14 protein-coding genes are annotated in these 16926 nt (G+C 73.5%); 9 read left to right on the forward strand and 5 right to left on the reverse strand.

Going from position 1 to position 16926, the window contains the following annotated elements:
* Positions 1 to 91: 91 nt before the first annotated feature.
* Positions 92 to 808 carry an ABC transporter ATP-binding protein gene (locus BL253_RS11800; protein ID WP_076816334.1) on the forward strand — a complete coding sequence of 239 codons (717 nt, stop codon included), beginning with the start codon at positions 92 to 94 and terminating at the stop codon, positions 806 to 808.
* Positions 809 to 1235: 427 nt separating this feature from the next.
* On the opposite strand, the gene BL253_RS11805 is transcribed toward BL253_RS11800, so the two are convergent.
* Entirely contained in the window at positions 1236 to 1394 is a 159-nt protein-coding gene (locus BL253_RS11805) for a hypothetical protein (protein ID WP_241834726.1), read from the reverse strand.
* A gap of 273 nt (positions 1395 to 1667) precedes the next feature.
* On the opposite strand from BL253_RS11805, the gene BL253_RS11810 reads away from it, so the two are divergent.
* From BL253_RS11810 to pepN, 7 genes are all read left to right on the forward strand, one after another.
* Positions 1668 to 2852: a thiolase family protein gene (locus BL253_RS11810; protein ID WP_076816335.1), complete on the forward strand. Its 1185-nt coding sequence runs from the start codon at positions 1668 to 1670 to the stop codon at positions 2850 to 2852.
* A 118-nt stretch (positions 2853 to 2970) separates the two neighbouring features.
* On the forward strand, positions 2971 to 4095 hold the full coding sequence (locus BL253_RS11815) for a CaiB/BaiF CoA transferase family protein (protein WP_076816337.1): 1125 nt from the start codon (positions 2971 to 2973) through the stop codon (positions 4093 to 4095).
* 51 nt (positions 4096 to 4146) lie between these two features.
* A complete protein-coding gene (locus BL253_RS11820) occupies positions 4147 to 5262 on the forward strand; it encodes an LLM class flavin-dependent oxidoreductase (protein ID WP_076816339.1) in 1116 nt (371 codons plus the stop codon).
* A gap of 12 nt (positions 5263 to 5274) precedes the next feature.
* The gene (locus BL253_RS11825) at positions 5275 to 6165 is read left to right on the forward strand and encodes an SDR family NAD(P)-dependent oxidoreductase (protein WP_076816340.1); all 891 of its coding nucleotides are present in this window, start codon (positions 5275 to 5277) and stop codon (positions 6163 to 6165) included.
* Entirely contained in the window at positions 6144 to 6269 is a 126-nt protein-coding gene (locus tag BL253_RS44730) for a hypothetical protein (RefSeq protein WP_274535203.1), read from the forward strand. Before BL253_RS11825 ends, BL253_RS44730 begins: the two co-directional genes overlap by 22 nt.
* The gene (locus BL253_RS11830) at positions 6266 to 6835 is read left to right on the forward strand and encodes a flavin reductase family protein (RefSeq protein ID WP_076816342.1); all 570 of its coding nucleotides are present in this window, start codon (positions 6266 to 6268) and stop codon (positions 6833 to 6835) included. Before BL253_RS44730 ends, BL253_RS11830 begins: the two co-directional genes overlap by 4 nt.
* Before the next feature lie 101 nt (positions 6836 to 6936).
* Positions 6937 to 9417: an aminopeptidase N gene (gene pepN, locus BL253_RS11835; protein WP_076816344.1), complete on the forward strand. Its 2481-nt coding sequence runs from the start codon at positions 6937 to 6939 to the stop codon at positions 9415 to 9417.
* A gap of 59 nt (positions 9418 to 9476) precedes the next feature.
* Here the strand turns inward: pepN and BL253_RS11840 are convergent, their stop codons facing one another.
* A complete protein-coding gene (locus tag BL253_RS11840) occupies positions 9477 to 11117 on the reverse strand; it encodes an N-acyl-D-amino-acid deacylase family protein (RefSeq protein WP_076816346.1) in 1641 nt (546 codons plus the stop codon).
* A gap of 318 nt (positions 11118 to 11435) precedes the next feature.
* Here BL253_RS11840 and BL253_RS42890 point away from each other — a divergent pair, with 318 nt between their 5' ends.
* Positions 11436 to 12125 carry a Rieske (2Fe-2S) protein gene (locus BL253_RS42890; RefSeq protein ID WP_076816347.1) on the forward strand — a complete coding sequence of 230 codons (690 nt, stop codon included), beginning with the start codon at positions 11436 to 11438 and terminating at the stop codon, positions 12123 to 12125.
* Between the two features lie 116 nt (positions 12126 to 12241).
* On the opposite strand, the gene BL253_RS11850 is transcribed toward BL253_RS42890, so the two are convergent.
* From BL253_RS11850 to BL253_RS11860, 3 genes are all read right to left on the reverse strand, one after another.
* A complete protein-coding gene (locus BL253_RS11850) occupies positions 12242 to 13057 on the reverse strand; it encodes an MFS transporter (RefSeq protein ID WP_076816349.1) in 816 nt (271 codons plus the stop codon).
* Positions 13058 to 13349: 292 nt separating this feature from the next.
* A complete protein-coding gene (locus BL253_RS11855; RefSeq protein ID WP_076816351.1) occupies positions 13350 to 15818 on the reverse strand; it encodes a CaiB/BaiF CoA-transferase family protein in 2469 nt (822 codons plus the stop codon).
* Positions 15815 to 16828 (reverse strand): LLM class flavin-dependent oxidoreductase, encoded by a 1014-nt coding sequence (locus BL253_RS11860; RefSeq protein ID WP_076816352.1) that lies wholly within the window; start codon positions 16826 to 16828, stop codon positions 15815 to 15817. Before BL253_RS11860 ends, BL253_RS11855 begins: the two co-directional genes overlap by 4 nt.
* Between the last annotated feature and the right edge of the window lie 98 nt (positions 16829 to 16926).

A 16926-nucleotide genomic window follows, 5' to 3' on the forward strand; every position in this document is an offset into this window, starting at 1 on the left:
ACGGCGCGCGCGGACTGACCGGCGCCCCGCGGGCCGGGCACGGACCACTCGGCACGGACCACTCAGAAGGACGAGAGACACGGAGGCGTTGATGGCCCAGGAGACGGGGACGGCGGCGTTAGAGGTGCGTGGGCTGACCGCGGGCTACGGGGCGCTCGCGGTGATCCACGACGTCACGTTCACCGTCGGCAAGGGTGAGATCGTCGGCCTGCTCGGCCGCAACGGCGCCGGGAAGACGACCACCCTGATGGCGATCGCCGGCTTCCTGGGGAAGTACACCGGCGAGGTGCTCGTCGAGGGCGCCCCGCTGACTGGCCCGTCCTACCGGCGCAGCCGCGGCAAGATCGGGATCATGGTCGAGGGCCGCAGCGTGTTCGGCACGCTGACGGTCCGCCAGAACCTGCAGATGGCCGGCGTCGACGTGGACGAGTCCGTCGAGCTCTTCCCCGAGCTGCGCCCGAAGCTGCCGCTGCGGGCCGGGGTGCTCTCCGGCGGCGAGCAGCAGATGCTGGCGCTCGCGCGCACCGTCGGGCGCCGCCCCTCCGTCCTGCTCATCGACGAGCTGTCGTTCGGCCTCGCGCCCGCCGTCAGCGAGCGCATCCTCGAACGGCTGCGCGCGGTGGCGACGGCGCTGTCCGCCGGTGTCGTGCTGGTCGAACAGCACATCCACTTCGCCGCGAGCTTCGTCGACCGGGCATTGATCATGAACGAGGGCCTGGTGCGCGCGGAGATCCCGGCGTCCGAGCTGGTCGCCCGCGAGTCCGAGATCGAGCGCCTCTACCTCGGCGGCGTCGACGAGGCCGCCTAGCAGGCATCGCGCCAGCTGGTCACAGGCCGCGTTCGCGCATGTGCGGCTGAACGGGCCGCTGAGGTACTGAGCCGGGTGCACCGGATAGATGGCCTCGCCCCACCAGTGTGGCCTTGGCGGCCCGCCCAGCCGGAATCTCAAACCGTGGCGGATAAGCGCGCCTATAGACAGGCTCATCTGACGCACTCCGAACCATCGGGTGCGACCTGTGTCGGATCAGCCTGCTCATAGACGTGCTCATCCGCCACGGTTCGATGTTTTGGCCGGGCTGCGGCGAGCGGCCATCGGCGGGGCCGTGATCCGACCAGGCCCGAACAGCTCCGGCTCCACGGAGTCCGGTCTTCCTGTGTGTGACTGATAACTGTGAGTGCGACGAATGAGCCTTGCGGCCCGCCGGGTGCCGACGCGTAGTCGCCCGGCSTCACGCTCATGAAGGTGCGCCGTCGCCGACGAACACGCGGCCGAGGCCGTCGTCGCCGCGCCTCACCCGCACGGTGGCGTCGCGGTACCTGGCCTCGATGTGGCGCGAGAAGCAGTCGTCGGGCTCGTAGTAGTGCCCGTCCGCGTCGATCGGCGCGTAGTCCACGGCGCCCACCACTCCCGATCAGCAAATAAATAAATGAATACTCATTTACTACAGCCGGTATGTCGCCCGGTCAAGCCGGGTCGGTCGCCGGGTGGAGCGGATCGCGCCCGTCGCCGAGAGCGGATCGCCCCGATGGGTCGCCTCTCGTCCGGTTGCGGCCTCATCCGGCTGCTTATGGTAAGTGAGCATGCACTTTGTGATCGATGATCTTTGAAGGCCGCCGGGCCGGCCAGACGGTCCAGATGGCCTGTCCAGGACCAGGAGGAGCGCCCAGTGGATGAGGCGGTCATTGTCTCGACGGCGCGGACGGCGATCGGGACGGCGAACAAGGGCACGCTCACCGAGGTGAGCGCGTTCGAGCTCGGCACCCGGGCGGTGGCCGAGGCGCTCGACCGGTCGGGGATCGACCCGGCGCTCGTCGACGACGTGGTGCTCGGCGAGTCGCTGTACGGCGGCGGGGACATCGCCCGGTACGCGGCGGTCAACGCCGGCATCCCCAATGTGCCGGGCGTCGCCCACAACCGGCACTGCGCGTCCGGGCTCGCCGCGGTGCAGAGCGCGGCGGCGTCGATCCGGTCGGGGATGGACCGGGTGGTCATCGCCGGTGGCGTGCAGTCGGCCTCGACGAAGCCGCGCGCGCGTTGGCGGATCCCGGGCACCGACGACTGGGACGAGGACTGGCTCGCGTACAGCCACCCCGAGACGCCAGACGCGCCATGCCGGGACATGTCGATCACGGTGGGCTGGAACGCCGCGGTGAAGGCGAACCTCACCCGTGAGGAGATGGACGAGTGGGCGCTGCGGTCGCATCAGCGTGCCGTGGCCGCCATCGACGCCGGCAGCTTCGCTGAGGAGATCTTCCCGCTGGACGTGCCGCGGCGCGACGGCACCACCGTGAGGTTCGCCGTGGACGAGCACCCGCGGCGGAACACCTCGCTGGAGCGGCTCGCCGCGCTGAAGCCGATCCATCCGGAGATCGACGGCTTCAGCATCACGGCCGGCAACGCGTCCGGCGTCAACGACGGCGCGGCGGCGATGGTGCTCGCCGAGCGCCGGGTCGCCGAGCGGCACGGGCTCGAGCCGCTGGCCGTCATCCGCGCGTGGGCGTCGGTGGGCGTGGCGCCGGCAGACACGGGCATCGCGCCGACGATCGCCATCCCGAAGGCGCTGGAGCGGGCCGGGCTCACGATCGACGACATCGCGCTGTGGGAGATCAACGAGGCGTTCGCCTCGGTCGCCGTCGCCACCACCCGCATCCTCGGGCTCGACGACACTCTGGTGAACGTCGCCGGCAGCGGCTGCAGCCTCGGTCACCCGGTCGCGATGACCGGCTCCCGGATGATCATCACGATGGTGCACGAGCTGCGCCGTCGCGGTGGCGGCACCGGCGTGGCCGCCATGTGCGCCGGTGGCGGCATGGCCACCGCCGTCGTCTTCGAGGTGCCCGCTGCGGCCTGAGCTCGGGGGAGTGATCGCCGCGCCGGTCCGGGTGCCCTCCGCGCCCGGACGCGGGCGGTGTCGGCGGCGTCTCCCCGTCCTGGTGGAGTGAACGCACGCTTATCAGGGATACTGAGGTATGACCGGGGCACTCAGCGGATACAAGGTCGTCGAGCTGGCCGGCATCGGGCCCGGGCCGTTCGCCGCCATGATGCTGTCCGACATGGGCGCCGAGGTGCTCCGCGTCGACCGGGCCGACGCCGTTGGCCTCGATGCGCCGCTGTGGGACGTGAACGCCCGTGGTCGCCGCTCGGTGGGCGTCGACCTGAAGCACCCCGACGGGCGGGAGGCCGTGCTCCGGCTGGTCGAGCGGGCCGACGTGCTCATCGAGGGGTTCCGTCCCGGGGTCACCGAGCGGCTTGGGCTCGGGCCGGACGACTGCCTGGCACGCCAGCCGCGGCTCGTCTACGGGCGCATGACGGGATGGGGGCAGGACGGGCCCTACGCGCAGACGCCCGGCCGTGACATCAACTATGTCGCCCTCGCCGGCACCCTCGGCATGATCGGCCCCGCGGGGGCGCCGCCGGTGCCGCCGCTCAACGTCGTGGGCGACTTCGGCGGGGGCGGTCTGCTGCTCGCCTTCGGCATCGTGTGCGCGCTGCTCGAGGCCGGCGGCTCCGGCCGGGGCCAGGTGGTCGACGCCGCGATGGTCGACGGCGCGGCCCTCCTGGCCGGGATGATCCATGGGCTGCGGGCGGCCGGCGACTGGGGCGGGCGGGGGACCAACCTCCTCGACGGCGGCGCCTGGTTCTACGACGCCTACGAGACGGCCGACGCCAGGTTCGTCTCGCTCGGGGCGATCGACCCCCGGGCCCGCCGGCAGCTCGCCGAGCTGACCGGGGTCGATCCCGGCCCGGACGACGACCGCTCGTCGTGGCCGGCCACGAAGACCCGCCTCGCGGCGGTGATCCGCACCAGGACCCGGGATGAGTGGTGCGCCGCGCTCGAGGGCACCGATGTCTGCTTCGCCCCGGTCCTGGATCCGGACGAGGCCCCGGCTCACCCGCACAACCGCCACCGCGGGACCTTCACCGAGGTCGGCGGGGTGGTGCAGCCGGCTCCGGCACCCCGTTTCAGCCGGACCCCGCCGGCGGTCGCCGGCCCGCCCCCCGCCCCTGGGCAGCACACCGAGGAAGCCTTGGCCGACTGGGGATTCTCGGCCGAGGAGGTGGCCCGCCTGCGGGCCGCTGTCGCCATCCAGTAACTCGCTGCGAGGGCTAGCGCCTGATCGGCCTACCGTATAAAGTGAGCGCTCATGCACATAGGACTTGGCCTCCAGTTCGCGGCTCTTGATCGCGACGTGGCTGACGCGGACGTGTACCGGACGGAGCTGGGCCTCGCGTCCCGCGCCGAAGAGGTCGGTTTCGACTCGGTCTGGCTGTCCGAGCACCATTTCTCCGACTACCAACTCACCTCGCAGCAGTCGATGGTGTTGGCCTGGTTGGCTGGTCAGACCAGCCGAGTGAAGCTCGGCACGATGGTCACCGTCCTGCCATGGAACGACCCGGTGCGGGTGGCGGAGAAGTTCTCGGTGCTCGACCACCTTTCCGGCGGACGGGCCATCCTCGGCCTCGGGCGCGGCCTCGGGCAGAAGGAGTTCGTCGGCTTCCGAGTCCCGATGGGCGAGTCCCGCCGCCGGTTCAAGGAGTACAGCGCCGCGCTCCTCACCGCCCTGGAGACGGGCGTGATGGAGTACGACGGCGAGCTCTACCAGCAGCCGCGGGTCGAGATCCGGCCCCGGCCCCTGGCCAGCTTCAAGGGCCGCACGTTCGCCTCCGCGGTGTCGCCGGAGTCGATGGAGATCATGGCCGGCATGGGCGTCGGGCTGATGGTCATCGCCCAGAAGCCCTGGCCCACGGCCATCGAGGAGCTCAAGAAGTACCGCRAGCGCTACTTCGAGCTGAACGGCCACGAGGCGCCGAAGCCGGTCCTCGTGATCGTCGCCGGCGTGAGCGACAAGCAGGCGCAGGTCGACAGGATCCGTGACGTGTACCTCCAGCGCTGGGCCCGGTCGACCGTCGAGCACTACGAGTTCGACAACGTCGGCTTCGCCCAGGTCGAGGGCTACGAGTACTACGCCGGCCTGGCCGCCAACATCCAGAGGCACGGCCTCGAGAAGTTCAACGGCTTCCTCGCCGACCTCCAGGTCTGGGGCAAGCCGGCGGAGGTCACGGAGAAGCTGCTCGAGTACGCGACCATGACCGACGCCGGCGGCATCGTCGTGCCGATGTGCTTCGGCGGCATGCCGGCCGAGGAGGCCCAGGACAGCTTCGAGCTGTTCGCCTCCGAGGTGCTCCCCGAGCTGCGGCGCCACGACGTCGGTGGCGACATCGGCGTCACCTACGACGTCGCGCCGACGACCGTCTCCTGAGAGCGCGCCGTCATGGGTCTGTGTGATGGACGGGTGTGTCTCGTCACCGGTGCCGGCCAGGGAATCGGCCGGGCCTACGTCGAGGCACTCGCCGCCGAGGGTGCGCTGGTGGTGGTCAACGACGTCGCCGCCAGCGCGGTCGACGACGTCGTCGCCGCGGTGCGGGCGAAGGGCGGCGGGGCCGTCGGACACGTCGGTGACGTGTCGACGGCCGCCGGCGCCGACGCCCTGATCGCGACCGCCACCGACACCTGGGGCGGCCTCGACGCCGTCGTGAACAACGCCGGCATCGCCCGCGACAGGATGCTGGTGAACATGTCCGAGGGCGACTGGGACGACGTGCTCCGCGTGCACCTCAAGAGCACGTTCCTCGTCACCCAGCGGGCCGCCCGCCACTGGCGGGAGCGGTCGAAGGCGGGCGACGCCATCGACGCCCGCGTCATCAACACGGTCTCGTCGGTGGGCCTGTACGGCCACGTCGGCCAGGCCAACTACGCCGCCGCCAAGGGCGCGATCGCCTCGTTCACCCTCGTCGCCGCCATGGAGCTCGCCCGCTACGGGGCGACCGTCAACGCCGTCTGCCCCACGGCGCTGACACCGATGACGGAGGCCGTGGGCCTGGGCGAGAGCGACGCCGCCCGTGAGGGCCGGTACGACCCGAAGTGGGTGGCCGCCGCGCTGGTGTGGCTCGCCTCGCCGCTGGCGGCCGACGTCACCGGCCGGGTGATCGTCGCCTCGGGCGTGCGCCTCGCGATCGCCGAGGGCTGGCACCGAGGGCCCACGGGGACGCCGGTGGACGATCCCGCCGCCGTCGACGCCGTCATCCGTCCGCTGCTGGCCGCCGCCGCCCCGAACGCCGACGTCCAAGGAGACATCCCACGATGGTCGAGCGCACTTTCCTGAAGCACCCCGCCGTCGGCGCCCGCGCCGAGAACCCGGCCGGGCGGCCCGCCGGCCGCGGCGACCTCGTCGAGGACGTGACGTGGCCCGGGCTGGACGAGCGATGACCACCTCGGGGCTCGTCGCCTACGGTGCCGAGGCCGACGATGTCGACCCGGGCACCTTCCGCAGGGTGCTGGGCCACTTCTGCACCGGGGTGACGATCGTCACGAGCCTGGATGACTCGGGGTCTCCGGCCGGGCTCGCCTGCCAGTCGTTCACCTCTCTCTCCCTCGACCCGCCCCTGGTGCTCATCTGCCCGGGTCGGAGCTCCACGAGCTGGCCGCGCATCCAGCGGACCGGGCGGTTCACCGTCAACGTCCTGGCCGAGGACCAGCAGGATGTGTCGGTCGCCTTCGGCTCCACCAGCGCCCGCAAGTTCGACGCGGTCCCCTGGCACACCACCGACCGCGGCGCGGTCGTCCTGGACAACGTCCTCGCCTGGGTCCACTGCGACATCGAGGCCACGTACGACGGCGGCGACCACCAGATCGTCGTCGGCGCCGTCCGCCAGATGCACATCCTGCGAGACCACGGGCCGCTGCTGTACTTCCGCGGCGACTACGGCCTGCCGACCCTTCCCGCCCAGAACGGCGCCTCCACCGTCCCGGCGGTGGAGAACCGGTCGGCGTGACCGACCGGAGGCCCGCACCATCCCGACCGCGCCCCGACCGCCGCTGATCTTCCCGGCCCACCATGACCGAGGCGGAGATCCGGGGCGACTAGGGTGGGCGAATGGTGGCGTTGACCAGGCCGGAGGCGGCGCGGCGGGCGGATTCGGTCGACGTCGACCGCTACGCGATCGAGCTGGATCTCACCGAGCCGGGTGAGTTCTTCACCTCCACGACGACGATCGCCTTCACCGCCCGCGAACCGGAGACGTTCGTCGAGCTCTTCTGTGAGGAACTGCTCGAGGTCGTCCTCGACGGCGTGGTCCAGCCGGCCGGGTCGTTCGACGGCGCGCGGCTGCCGGTGCGTGGCCTGGGCGGGCGGCATGAGCTGCTGGTCAGGGCGCGCCTGCGCTACTCGCATGACGGTGAGGGTCTGCACCGGTTCGTCGACCCGGCCGACGGCGGCGTCTACCTGTGCGCGACGTCGTCGGTGGACAACGCCAGGCGGTGGTTCGCCTGCTTCGACCAGCCGGACCTGAAGGCCCGCGTCAGCATGCGGGTCCAGTGCCCGCCCGACTGGACGGTGGTCGGCAACGGCACGGCGAAGCGGACCGGCCCGGGCGCCTGGGAGCTGGCGGAGACCAGGCCCATCTCGACCTACCTCGTCACCCTGGTGGCCGGCCCGTGGCATTCGGTGCTCGGGGAACACGACGGCATCCCGCTCGGCCTGCACGTCCGGCGCTCCCTGGCGGCCGAGCTCGACCGGGACGCGGCCGAGCTTCTGCGGCTGACCGCCGACTCCCTCGACGCCTTCCACGAGCTGTTCGAGGTGCGCTACCCGTTCGGCGAATACCACCAGGCGTTCGTCCCGGAGTTCAACTGGGGCGCGATGGAGAATCCCGGCTGCGTCACCTTCCGCGACCAGTTGATCTTCCGGTCGCGGCCGAGCGAGGCGGAGCTGCTCGGCCGGGCGAACACGATCGTCCACGAGATGGCGCACATGTGGTTCGGCGACCTGGTGACCATGCGCTGGTGGGACGATCTGTGGCTCAACGAGTCCTTCGCCGAGTACCTGTCCCGCCGCGTCACCCCGCTGGTGACGGGCCTGCCGGCGGGACCGGACTTCGCCGCGTGGCGCAAGAGCTGGGGCTACGCCGCCGACCGCCGCGCGACCACCCACCCGGTCGCCGGCAACGGCGCCGCGGACGCCCGCGCCGCGCTGGACGACTTCGACGGCATCTCCTACGCCAAGGGCGCCAGCGTGCTGCGGCAGCTGGCCGCCTACCTCGGCGAGGACATGTTCCTGGGCGGGCTGCGGGAGCACGTCCGCTCGCATGCCTACGGCAACGCCACGTTCGCCGACCTGCTCGCGTCCTGGTCCGCCCACGCGGGCCCCGGGACGCCCACCGGCGCCGACCTCTCCCGGTGGGCCCACGAGTGGCTGCGTCTCGCCGGCGTCGACATCGTCGCCGTCGAGACCGGGCCGTCCGGGGCCGTCGTGCGCCGTCAGCCGCCGGTGTTCGGGCCGGCGGCCGACCGGCCCCATGCCATGACCGTCGCCGTGCTGCCCGGCGGTGGCGCGCCGGCCGATATCGTCCTCGGCGGCACGCCGGTCCCGGTCCCGGCGGCCGGTCCCGGCGAGATCGTGCTTCCGGGTGCCGGCGACGAGACCTGGGCGACGATCCGGCTGGCCGCGGACCAGTGGGAACGCCTGCCCGCCGTCCTGGCCGTGACCGATGACGCCACKGCCCGGTCGGTGGCGTGGAACGCGCTGCGTACCGGCCTGGCCGACGGGCTGGTGTCGCCCGGGCTCGCGGTGCGGACGGTCGCGGCCGGCCTACCGACCGAGCTCGACGTCGTCACCGCGCGACTRCTGCCGTGGATCACCGCCGCGGTCCCCCTGTACGTCGCGCCGGGCCCGGAGCGCGCGGCGGCGATCACCGTCCTCACCGACGCGACCCGGGCGCTGCTCGCGGGCGCGAAACCCGGCGGCAGCGGTCAGCTGACGGCGGCCCGCGGCTGGGTCGGGCTCACCGACGACCTCGACGCCCTGCGCGCCTGGCGCCCGGGCGGCGAGCCGTTCGCGGGCCTGACCGTCGACGACGAGCTGAGCTGGCTGGTCCTGGAACGGCGTGCCGCCCTCGGCGACCTCACGCCCGACCAGATCGAGGCGGCCTACGCCGCGGACCGCACCGCGTCCGGCCTGGTGCACGCGACCCGCTGCCGGGCGCTGCGCCCCGACCCGGACGCGAAGGCGGCGGCCTGGGCGGAGCTCCTCGACCCGGCCAGCGCGCTGTCCCACTACCAGCTGTCCGCGCTGGCCGGCGGGATCTGGGTGGCCGGCCAGGAGGACCTGGGGGCGCCCTACGCGCGGCGGTGGTTCGACGACCTGCCGGCGACCGCCGAGTTCCGGGGCACGATGTCGCTGGTGAGGCTCGCCGAGCTGTCCTTCCCGGCGCTCGCCGTCACGCGCGAGACCCTGGCCTGGGCCGAGCGGTTCGCGACGCGCGCCGACGTCCCGTCCGGCCTGCGCCGAACCGCCTCCGACGGCGCCGACGACCTGCGCCGAGCCCTCGCCGTCCGCGTCGCCGCCAGCGGGGCCTGATCACGCGTCGCGGCGCCGGCGCTGGCCCAGGGGTCAGAGCCGGCGCCGCGCCCATGCCACTAGGCGCGCAGAAGGCGGCCCGGGGCGGTGCCGGGGATCTCCTCACCGGCGGTGCGGGTGGCGACGCCGTTGACCCAGAGGTGCTCGACGCCGGTGCTGCGGACCAGCAGGCGGTCGGCGCCGCCCGGCTGGTCGTGGGCCCGCCGCACGGGAGTCGTGCCGACGGTGTCCGGGTCGAAGGCGACGAGGTCGGCGTAGAAGCCGGGCTGGACGAGGCCGCGGTCGGCGACGCGGAAGACCTGGTGGGGGTGCCCGGTGAGCCGCCAGACGGCGTCCTCCAGGCTCAGCGCCTTGCGCTCGCGCACCCAGTGGCCGAGCAGGTGGGTCGAGTAGCAGGCGTCGCAGAGCTGGCTCGCGTGCGCGCCGGCGTCCGACAGGCCCAGCAGGGTCCGCTTGTCGGCGAGCAGGTCGGCGAGCTCGGCGTCGCCGTCGTTCTCCAGGACGACCCGGAAGCGGGTCGTGCCGGTGTCGGCCAGCGCCAGGTCGAGCATCAGGTCGAACGGCGTGGTGCCGCGCTCGCTGGCCAGCCGGTCCAGCGGGACGCCGACGAGGTCGCGGTGGGTCTCGGTCTCCTCGACGTCGATCTTGTGCCAGCGGTGGCCCCAGGCCGCCAGCGTCGCCGGCCGGGCCCGGTCCCGCCAGGAGGCGTCCCGGTACAGGTCCGCCCGCCGGTCCCGCGGCAGCGCGAGCACCTCTTTCCACTCGTCCACGGCGGCGAGCGGGGTCGGGTCGTCCATGGTGGTCTGCATGACGATCGGCCGGCAGGCGATCTGCGGGTAGACCTCGCCGGGCAGCGCGGCGCCGCGCTCGACGGTGCGCAGCGCGGCGCCCAGCTTCTCCGGCCGGGTGACCAGCGCCGTCCACGTGACCGGGATGCCGTAGCGGGTGGCGATCTCGGAGAACTGGTCGACGAAGAGGCCGGGCCCGATCGAGACGGCGAGCACGCCCTTGCCCGCCTCGCCCAGGACCTCGGCCAGCTGGTAGACCTCGTCGACCTCGGCGAACCGGCTCGGCACGGGCCGGCCGTAGGCGCCGGAGTGCGCGGGCTGGCGGGAGGTGGAGAACCCGATCGCGCCGGCGTCGAGCGCCTCCCGCACGAGCCGGCGCATGGTCGCCAGCTCGTCGTCGGTGGCCGCGCGCTCCTCGCCGCCGGTGACGAACAGGCGCAGCGGGGAGTGGCCGATGAAGACGCCGACGTTGAGGCGCTTGGCCCGGGCGTCGAGCGCGGCGAGATATTCGGGGAACGTCTCGAAGCACCAGTCGATGCCGGCGTTCAACGCCTCCATCGACATGCCTTCGACGTTCTCGAGGAGGCGGACGATCAGGTCGCGGTGCTCCGGGCGGGTCGGGGCGACGCCGAAGCCGCAGTTGCCCATGACGACGCTGGTGACCCCGTGCCAGCTCGACGGGGTGAGGTCGCCGTCCCAGAGGATCTGGGCGTCGTAGTGGGTGTGCACGTCGATGAAGCCGGGCGCGAGCACCAGCCCGCCCAGGTCGACGACCTCGGTGCCCGCCTCGGGCACGAGCTCGCCCGGTTCGGCGACGGCGGCGATCCGGTCGCCGATGACGGCGACGTCCGCCGGCCGGGCCGGCGCCCCGCTTCCGTCGATGAGCGTGGCGTTGCGCAGCAGCAGGTCCATCGAGGCTCCATCGGTCATCCGGCGAACCGAGCACACACAAATTAGCAAACACTCGCTCACTTATCGACCGATGTGCGCTCGTCACCAGTCGGCGGTGCTTTCGGCCGCTCTGCCGGCCGTGCTCTGCCGGCCGTGCTCTGCCGGCCGTGCTCTGCCGGCCGCGCTCCGTGGCCGCGCGTTCAGGATCCGCCGACACCGGCCGCTAACGGGACGGTTCGTGCGTTCTGATGTACCGCCGGCGACAGTTTTCGACTTCTTTACCGCGCCCCGCCATACGGTCCGGACCGCTGACGGGGGTCGCGGTATAGGAGATCTGACATGACGCAGGAACCCACGCCACCGCCCGTCGAGCCGCCGGTGCTCACCCGCCGGGGGGTCTCCTCGCTGGCGCTCGCCGCGGGCGTGTCCGGCCTCGTGCTGGCCGCCTGCGGCGGTGGCGACTCGGCCGCGACGGCCACGGGGAGCACCTCCTCGCCGGCGACGAGCGGCACCCCCTCGAACACGCCGTCCCCCACCGCGACGAGCCCGTCGCCGTCGCCGTCGCAGAGGCCGTCGGCGAGCCCGGCCGGCCAGCCCCAGGGCGGCGGCGCGCAGCCACCGCCCCGCCAACAGCAGCCACCGGCGCAGCAGCAACCGCCCGCCCAGCAACCGCCCGCCCAGCAACCGCCCGCCCAGCAGTCGCCAGCGCAGCAGCCGCCACCGGCGACGTCGGCGAAGCCGGCTGGCACGCGGCTGGCCAGCGTCGGCGACGTCCCCTCCGGCGGCGGCGTCGTGCTGGGCGGCCAGAACATCGTGCTGACCAACACCGGCGGCGCGATCCACGGCTTCTCCGCCACCTGCACCCACCAGGGTTGCACGGTCGGCGGCGTCTCCGGCGGCACGATCAACTGCCCCTGCCACGGCAGCCGCTTCGACGCCTCGTCCGGCGCGGTCGTCAGCGGCCCCGCCTCGCGCGCGCTGCCCGCCGTCCGCGTCGTCGTCCAGGACGGCGCCGTCTACAAGCCCTGAGTCGAGCGGGTGCTGTACGTGCCGCCCCGGCCCCGACCTCGGGTGATCGCTTTCTATGCCCTCCCGTGGTTACCAGCGGGCCAGATCGTGACCAACCGGGAGGCACGAACACCGATCTAGACCAGGCGACGGGCGTCGGCCATGGTGCGGACGGCCGGTACGCCGGTGGTCGCGAGCCAGCCGCCCGCGGCCAGCATGCAGACCGCCGCGGCCACCAGCACCGGCCTGGTGCCGAGTGCCACAGCCAGAAGACCGCCGAGCAGGCTGCCGACGGGGAGCGTCCCCATGACGATGGTCCGGGCGCAGGCGTTGACCCGGCCGAGCAGCTCGCGGGGCACGATGGCCTGCCGCAGGCTGATGTGGTTGACGTTGTAGAGCGGCACCACCACGGCGCCGACGGCCATCCCCGTTCCCGCGGTGACGAGGGCGAGCCAGCGCGGCCCGCCGGCCAGGGAGAACAGCAGCGCGCCCGCGCCCTCCGCGATCAGCCCGAGCACCAGCGCCCAGCCGAGGCCCGTCCACCGCGTCAGCCGGCCGACGAACAGGGATGTGGCGATCCCGGCGAGGCCCTGGACGGCGAACAGCAGGCCGATGGCGGCGGCGGACAGCCGCAGCTCGCGGGCGAGGAAGATGACCTGCAGCGCGGCGCCGACGCCGGAGAACAGGTTCAGCGTTCCCCCGGCGATCGCCACCCGGCGCAGCATGGGGTGCCGCAGCAGGAACCGCGCGCCCTCGGCGATCCCGAGCGAGCCGGCCGCGGTGCCGGTGCCGGTGGCCGGCTGGCGCCGGGCCGTACGCACACTGAGCAGGATCAGCGCGGCGGCCGCGAACGAGGCCGCGTCGACGCTCATCGCCGTGGGCGCGGTGAGCGCGACGACGAGGAAGCCGGCCATGGCCGGACCGGCGGTCTCGGCGAGCCCGCGCAGGCCCATGCCGTCCGATGGAGCGGCCGACTGATCGGCGGAATCCAGGAGATCAACGTGACCTGGTGACAACCCCGCTCGCCCGCTCGCCGGCTCGCTCGCTCGCCCGATGCCGCCCAACCGGCCATGGGATCGGCTCACAGGGCTGGCACCCTCCCCGCCAACAGTCGAGCGTCGGCACGGGATGGTAGATCACCGCCACCGTGTCGTCGCGGTCGCGAATCCGGCCAGATCGCAACCGCGACGACACGGTCTCGGCGATCATGAATGCTTCTGGGCGAGGCGGACCGGCGCCACGGGGCTAGAGCTGGCGGACGATCTTGGCGGCCAACAGGGCGTCGACGTCCTCGGTGGGGAAACCGAGGTCGGACAGAACGGCGACGCTGTGCTCGCCGATGCCGGGAAGCGCCAGGGTGGGACCATCCGGCGGCGGCTGGCCGAGGCGGGGGAGCGGGCCGATCTGCTCGAAGTGGCCCCACTCCGCGACCTCGTAGGCGGCGACGCGGCCGAGCTGCCGGTTGAGCGGGTCGTCGAGGACGCCGCGGCGGAACTCGTCCCGGCTCAGCGGCCTCACCACCTCGGCCAGCAGGCCCTCGGCGCGCAGGCGGGCCACCCAGGCCGCGGCCGTGTCGCCCGCGAACGCCTTCTCCAGGAGCGTCTCGGCCTCGCGGGCCGCCGCGTCGTGGGCGCCGCCGCGCAGTGGGGCGTACGTCGCCAGCCGGCCCCCGGCGGCCGGCGGCTCGCCCCCCGCGAGCAGCGCGCGCAGACGGGTCCAGGAGTTCTCGTCCGGCAGCACCAGCGCGAACCAGTCGCCGTCGCCGGCCTGGTAGAGGCGGTAGCCGGGGCCGTAGCCCGTCTGCGCCTGGTCCAGGGCGGGGCCGGCGACGAGGGCGCCGTCGCGCAGGAAGGACCCGCTCTGCAGCAGCATCCCGGCCCCGAGCAGGCTGGTCGCGACCTGCTGCCCCTCGCCGCTCACGGCCTGGGCGTACAGGCCGGCGAGAATCCCGTCCGCCGCCACCCAGCCACCGGTCACGTCGATGGGGATCCAGGTCGCCGCGATCGGCTCGTTGCCGTCGCCGCCGATCGCCTGCTCCAGACCGGTCACGGCCTGCATGAGCGCGTCGTTGCCCGGCTGCCTCGCCCGCGGGCCGGTGGGCCCGAAGGCGCTGGCGTGGCAGTAGACCGCGCGGGGGTTGAGCCGGGCGACGTCGGCGGCGCCGATGCCGAGCCGCTCGGCGACGCCGACCCGGAAGTTGTGCAGGACGACGTCGGCCTGGCGGATCAGCCGCTCGACCACGGGCCGGGCCTCGGGGGCGGTGATGTCGATCGCGATGCTGCGCTTGCCGCGCTGGCAGGCCGCGACGGCATAGGCGGCGGCGCGCATCGCCTCGCCCTCGGGCGGCTCGACCTTGATGACCTCGGCGCCGAGGTCGGCGAGCACCTGGGCGGCGAGCGGCCCGGCGACGAACGCGGAGAAGTCGACGACCCGCACGCCGCGCAGCGGCGCCGCGTTCCCGCCGGTGCCGGTGCCGGTGCCGGTGCCGGTGCTGGTGGCGTCCGCGGCGCCGGTGGTATCGGCGCCGATGGCGGCGGCGGCACCCTCGGTGGAGTCCTCGGGCGTCGTCTCCGGCGTGGCCCGGCCCGTCGTGGCCGGGATCTCGGGCGACTCCCGCGTCCACGCCTCGGAACCGGGCAGCGGGCCGACCGCGATCGGGGAGCCCAGCATGACGTCGGAGCGACCGTCGTGGTCGCGGGCGACGGCCAGGCCGATCTCGGCGAGGTGCGGGTCGCGCAGCGCCTCGCCGGGGCCGAGGACCGGCTCGCAGGCGATGCCGGCGCCGCGCAGCCGCTCGATCCAGACATCCCTGGGCTGGAGGGCGAACGGGGCTCGCCAGCGCTGGGCGCGGTCCTGCAGCTTCCCGGTGGCCTGGTCGGTGTAGTAGCCCTCGACGCTCGGCTCGTCGCCGAGGACCTCGATGAGCTTGGCGTACATGCCCTTGCCGCCGAACCAGACCTGGATCAGCTCGCCGTCCGCGCAGCGGTACAGGAAGTTCGGGAAGGTCGAGCCAAGTTCCCAGTAGCTCTCGATCTCGGGCCGCGCCCGCTCGGAGCGCCCGATCATGCAGCCCAGCGTCGCCAGCATCCCGTCGTAGAGCGACGTCTCCGCCCAGCCGCCGACGCCCGTCGTGACGCGGCGGCGCAGCAGCGCGAGCACGGAGGCGGTGAGCAGGGTGGCCGTCCCGATGCCGGGGGCGCGGACGTCGACGAAGATCGGCCCCGGTCGGTGACCGGCGAGCTGGGCGCAGAAGCCGGACCGGGCCTCGACGAGCAGGCCGTAGTCCTCGACGGTTCCCGTCGAGGTCCGGCTGGGGCGACAGCGGGCGTAGACGAGGCCGGGGTTGGCGGCGCGCAGGCCGAGGTGGCCGAGCCCGCGGCCCTCCACCAGCCACTCGGGGCCGTAGACGAGCGCGGCGTCGGCCTCGGCGAGCAGCGTCCGCACCGCCTCGGCGTCGTCGGTCCGGACGATCCGCTTGTCGCGGTGCCAGGCCTCGCCCCAGGGCACCTCCGCGTCGATCTCCGGGCTCGCCTGGCCGACGACCCGGACGACGTCCGCGCCGAGATCCGCGAGCAGCCTGCCCGGCACGCCGCCGGCGAGACCGAGGCCGAGCTCGCTGGTCCCGACCGCGACCTCGACGACCCGCAGCCCGGCCAACGGGCCGGCGGCCTCTGTCCCAGCGGTCACCGAGGTCCGGGTACCCGCCGTCGTCACGGCGACACCGTCCCTGAAGCCGCGGCGACGGGACTACCCGAGCCGGCCGGCGCAGGCGGCGCGGTGGGCAGGGTCAGGCGGGGGAGGACCTCCTCGGCGGCGAGCTGAACGACCTCGAGAGTGTTCTCGTGCGTCGCCGGCGAGATGATGATGTGGCGCACGCCGACGTCGACGTACTCCTGCAGCCGGGCGGCGACCTGCTCCGGCGTGCCGGCGGGGGCGATCCGGTCGAGCATCGCGGACGGCTTGTCGCCGTAGGCGCCGCCGAGGAACGAGGCGACGTCGGCGCGGGCCTGGTCACCGTCGCGGCGGACCGAGCAGTAGACGTACATCATCCACTCGAAGCCGTCGAGGTCGCGGCCCGTGGCGGCCGCCTCCGCGTTGATCGTCTCCACCGACCGGGCGTACGCGTTCGGTGACATGAGGTAGGGCATCCAGCCGTCGCCGAGCCGGGCCGCGCGGCGCATCGCCGGGGCCTTGCGGCCCGAGACGAGAAACGGCGGTCCGCCGAGCTGCCCGGAGGTCGCCATCCGGTCGCCGGGCGGCGGGGCGACCGGGCGCAGCGTCACGTTGTCGACATCGAAGAACTTCCCGTGGTGGCTGACCTCGTCGCCCTGCCAGAGCTTGCGCAGCAGTGTCATCGCCTCGTCGGTGCGCGCGCCCCGCTCCGCGATCGGCACCCCTACCGAGGCGAACTCGAGCGGGAACTCGCCGCCGACGCCCACCCCGACCGACACCCGCCCGCCCGAGCGGGCGTCCAGGTCGGCGAGCTGCTTGGCCACCACCACCGGCTGGTAGAGGGGCAGCACCAGGATCGAGGTGCCCACCCGGACCCGCTCGGTCCAGGCCGTCATCAGCGCCAGCCGGGTGATGACCTCGCCGGTCCCGGTGGGCGGGAGGATGTGGCCGCCCTGCCAGACGGACTCGATCGGCAGGCGCTCCACGGCCTCGAGCCAGCCTCGCTCCGGCTCCGGTAGGGCGGCTGCGCCGAAAACGATGCGGTCAGGCAACCGGGGCTCCTTCGCGACATGCCGGCGCGGCGGCTCGCGGGCCGCCGGCCCGGCGGTGCTCTGTGGTGAAGCGGCTCTGTGCGGTCCAGCGGCTCTGT

Source organism: Pseudofrankia asymbiotica (assembly GCF_001983105.1).
Taxonomy (GTDB): Bacteria; Actinomycetota; Actinomycetes; order Frankiales; family Frankiaceae; genus Pseudofrankia; species Pseudofrankia asymbiotica.

Bases quoted from the DNA above. Each gene is read 5' to 3' on its own strand.
- BL253_RS11800 (WP_076816334.1), top strand. From the start codon at position 92: ATGGCCCAGGAGACGGGGACGGCGGCGTTAGAGGTGCGTGGGCTGACC.
- BL253_RS11815 (WP_076816337.1), top strand. From the start codon at position 2,971: ATGACCGGGGCACTCAGCGGATACAAGGTCGTCGAGCTGGCCGGCATC.
- BL253_RS11825 (WP_076816340.1), top strand. From the start codon at position 5,275: ATGGGTCTGTGTGATGGACGGGTGTGTCTCGTCACCGGTGCCGGCCAG.
- BL253_RS44730 (WP_274535203.1), top strand. From the start codon at position 6,144: ATGGTCGAGCGCACTTTCCTGAAGCACCCCGCCGTCGGCGCCCGCGCC.
- BL253_RS11830 (WP_076816342.1), top strand. From the start codon at position 6,266: ATGACCACCTCGGGGCTCGTCGCCTACGGTGCCGAGGCCGACGATGTC.
- BL253_RS11840 (WP_076816346.1), bottom strand. From the start codon at position 11,117: ATGGACCTGCTGCTGCGCAACGCCACGCTCATCGACGGAAGCGGGGCG.
- BL253_RS42890 (WP_076816347.1), top strand. From the start codon at position 11,436: ATGACGCAGGAACCCACGCCACCGCCCGTCGAGCCGCCGGTGCTCACC.
- BL253_RS11850 (WP_076816349.1), bottom strand. From the start codon at position 13,057: ATGGGCCTGCGCGGGCTCGCCGAGACCGCCGGTCCGGCCATGGCCGGC.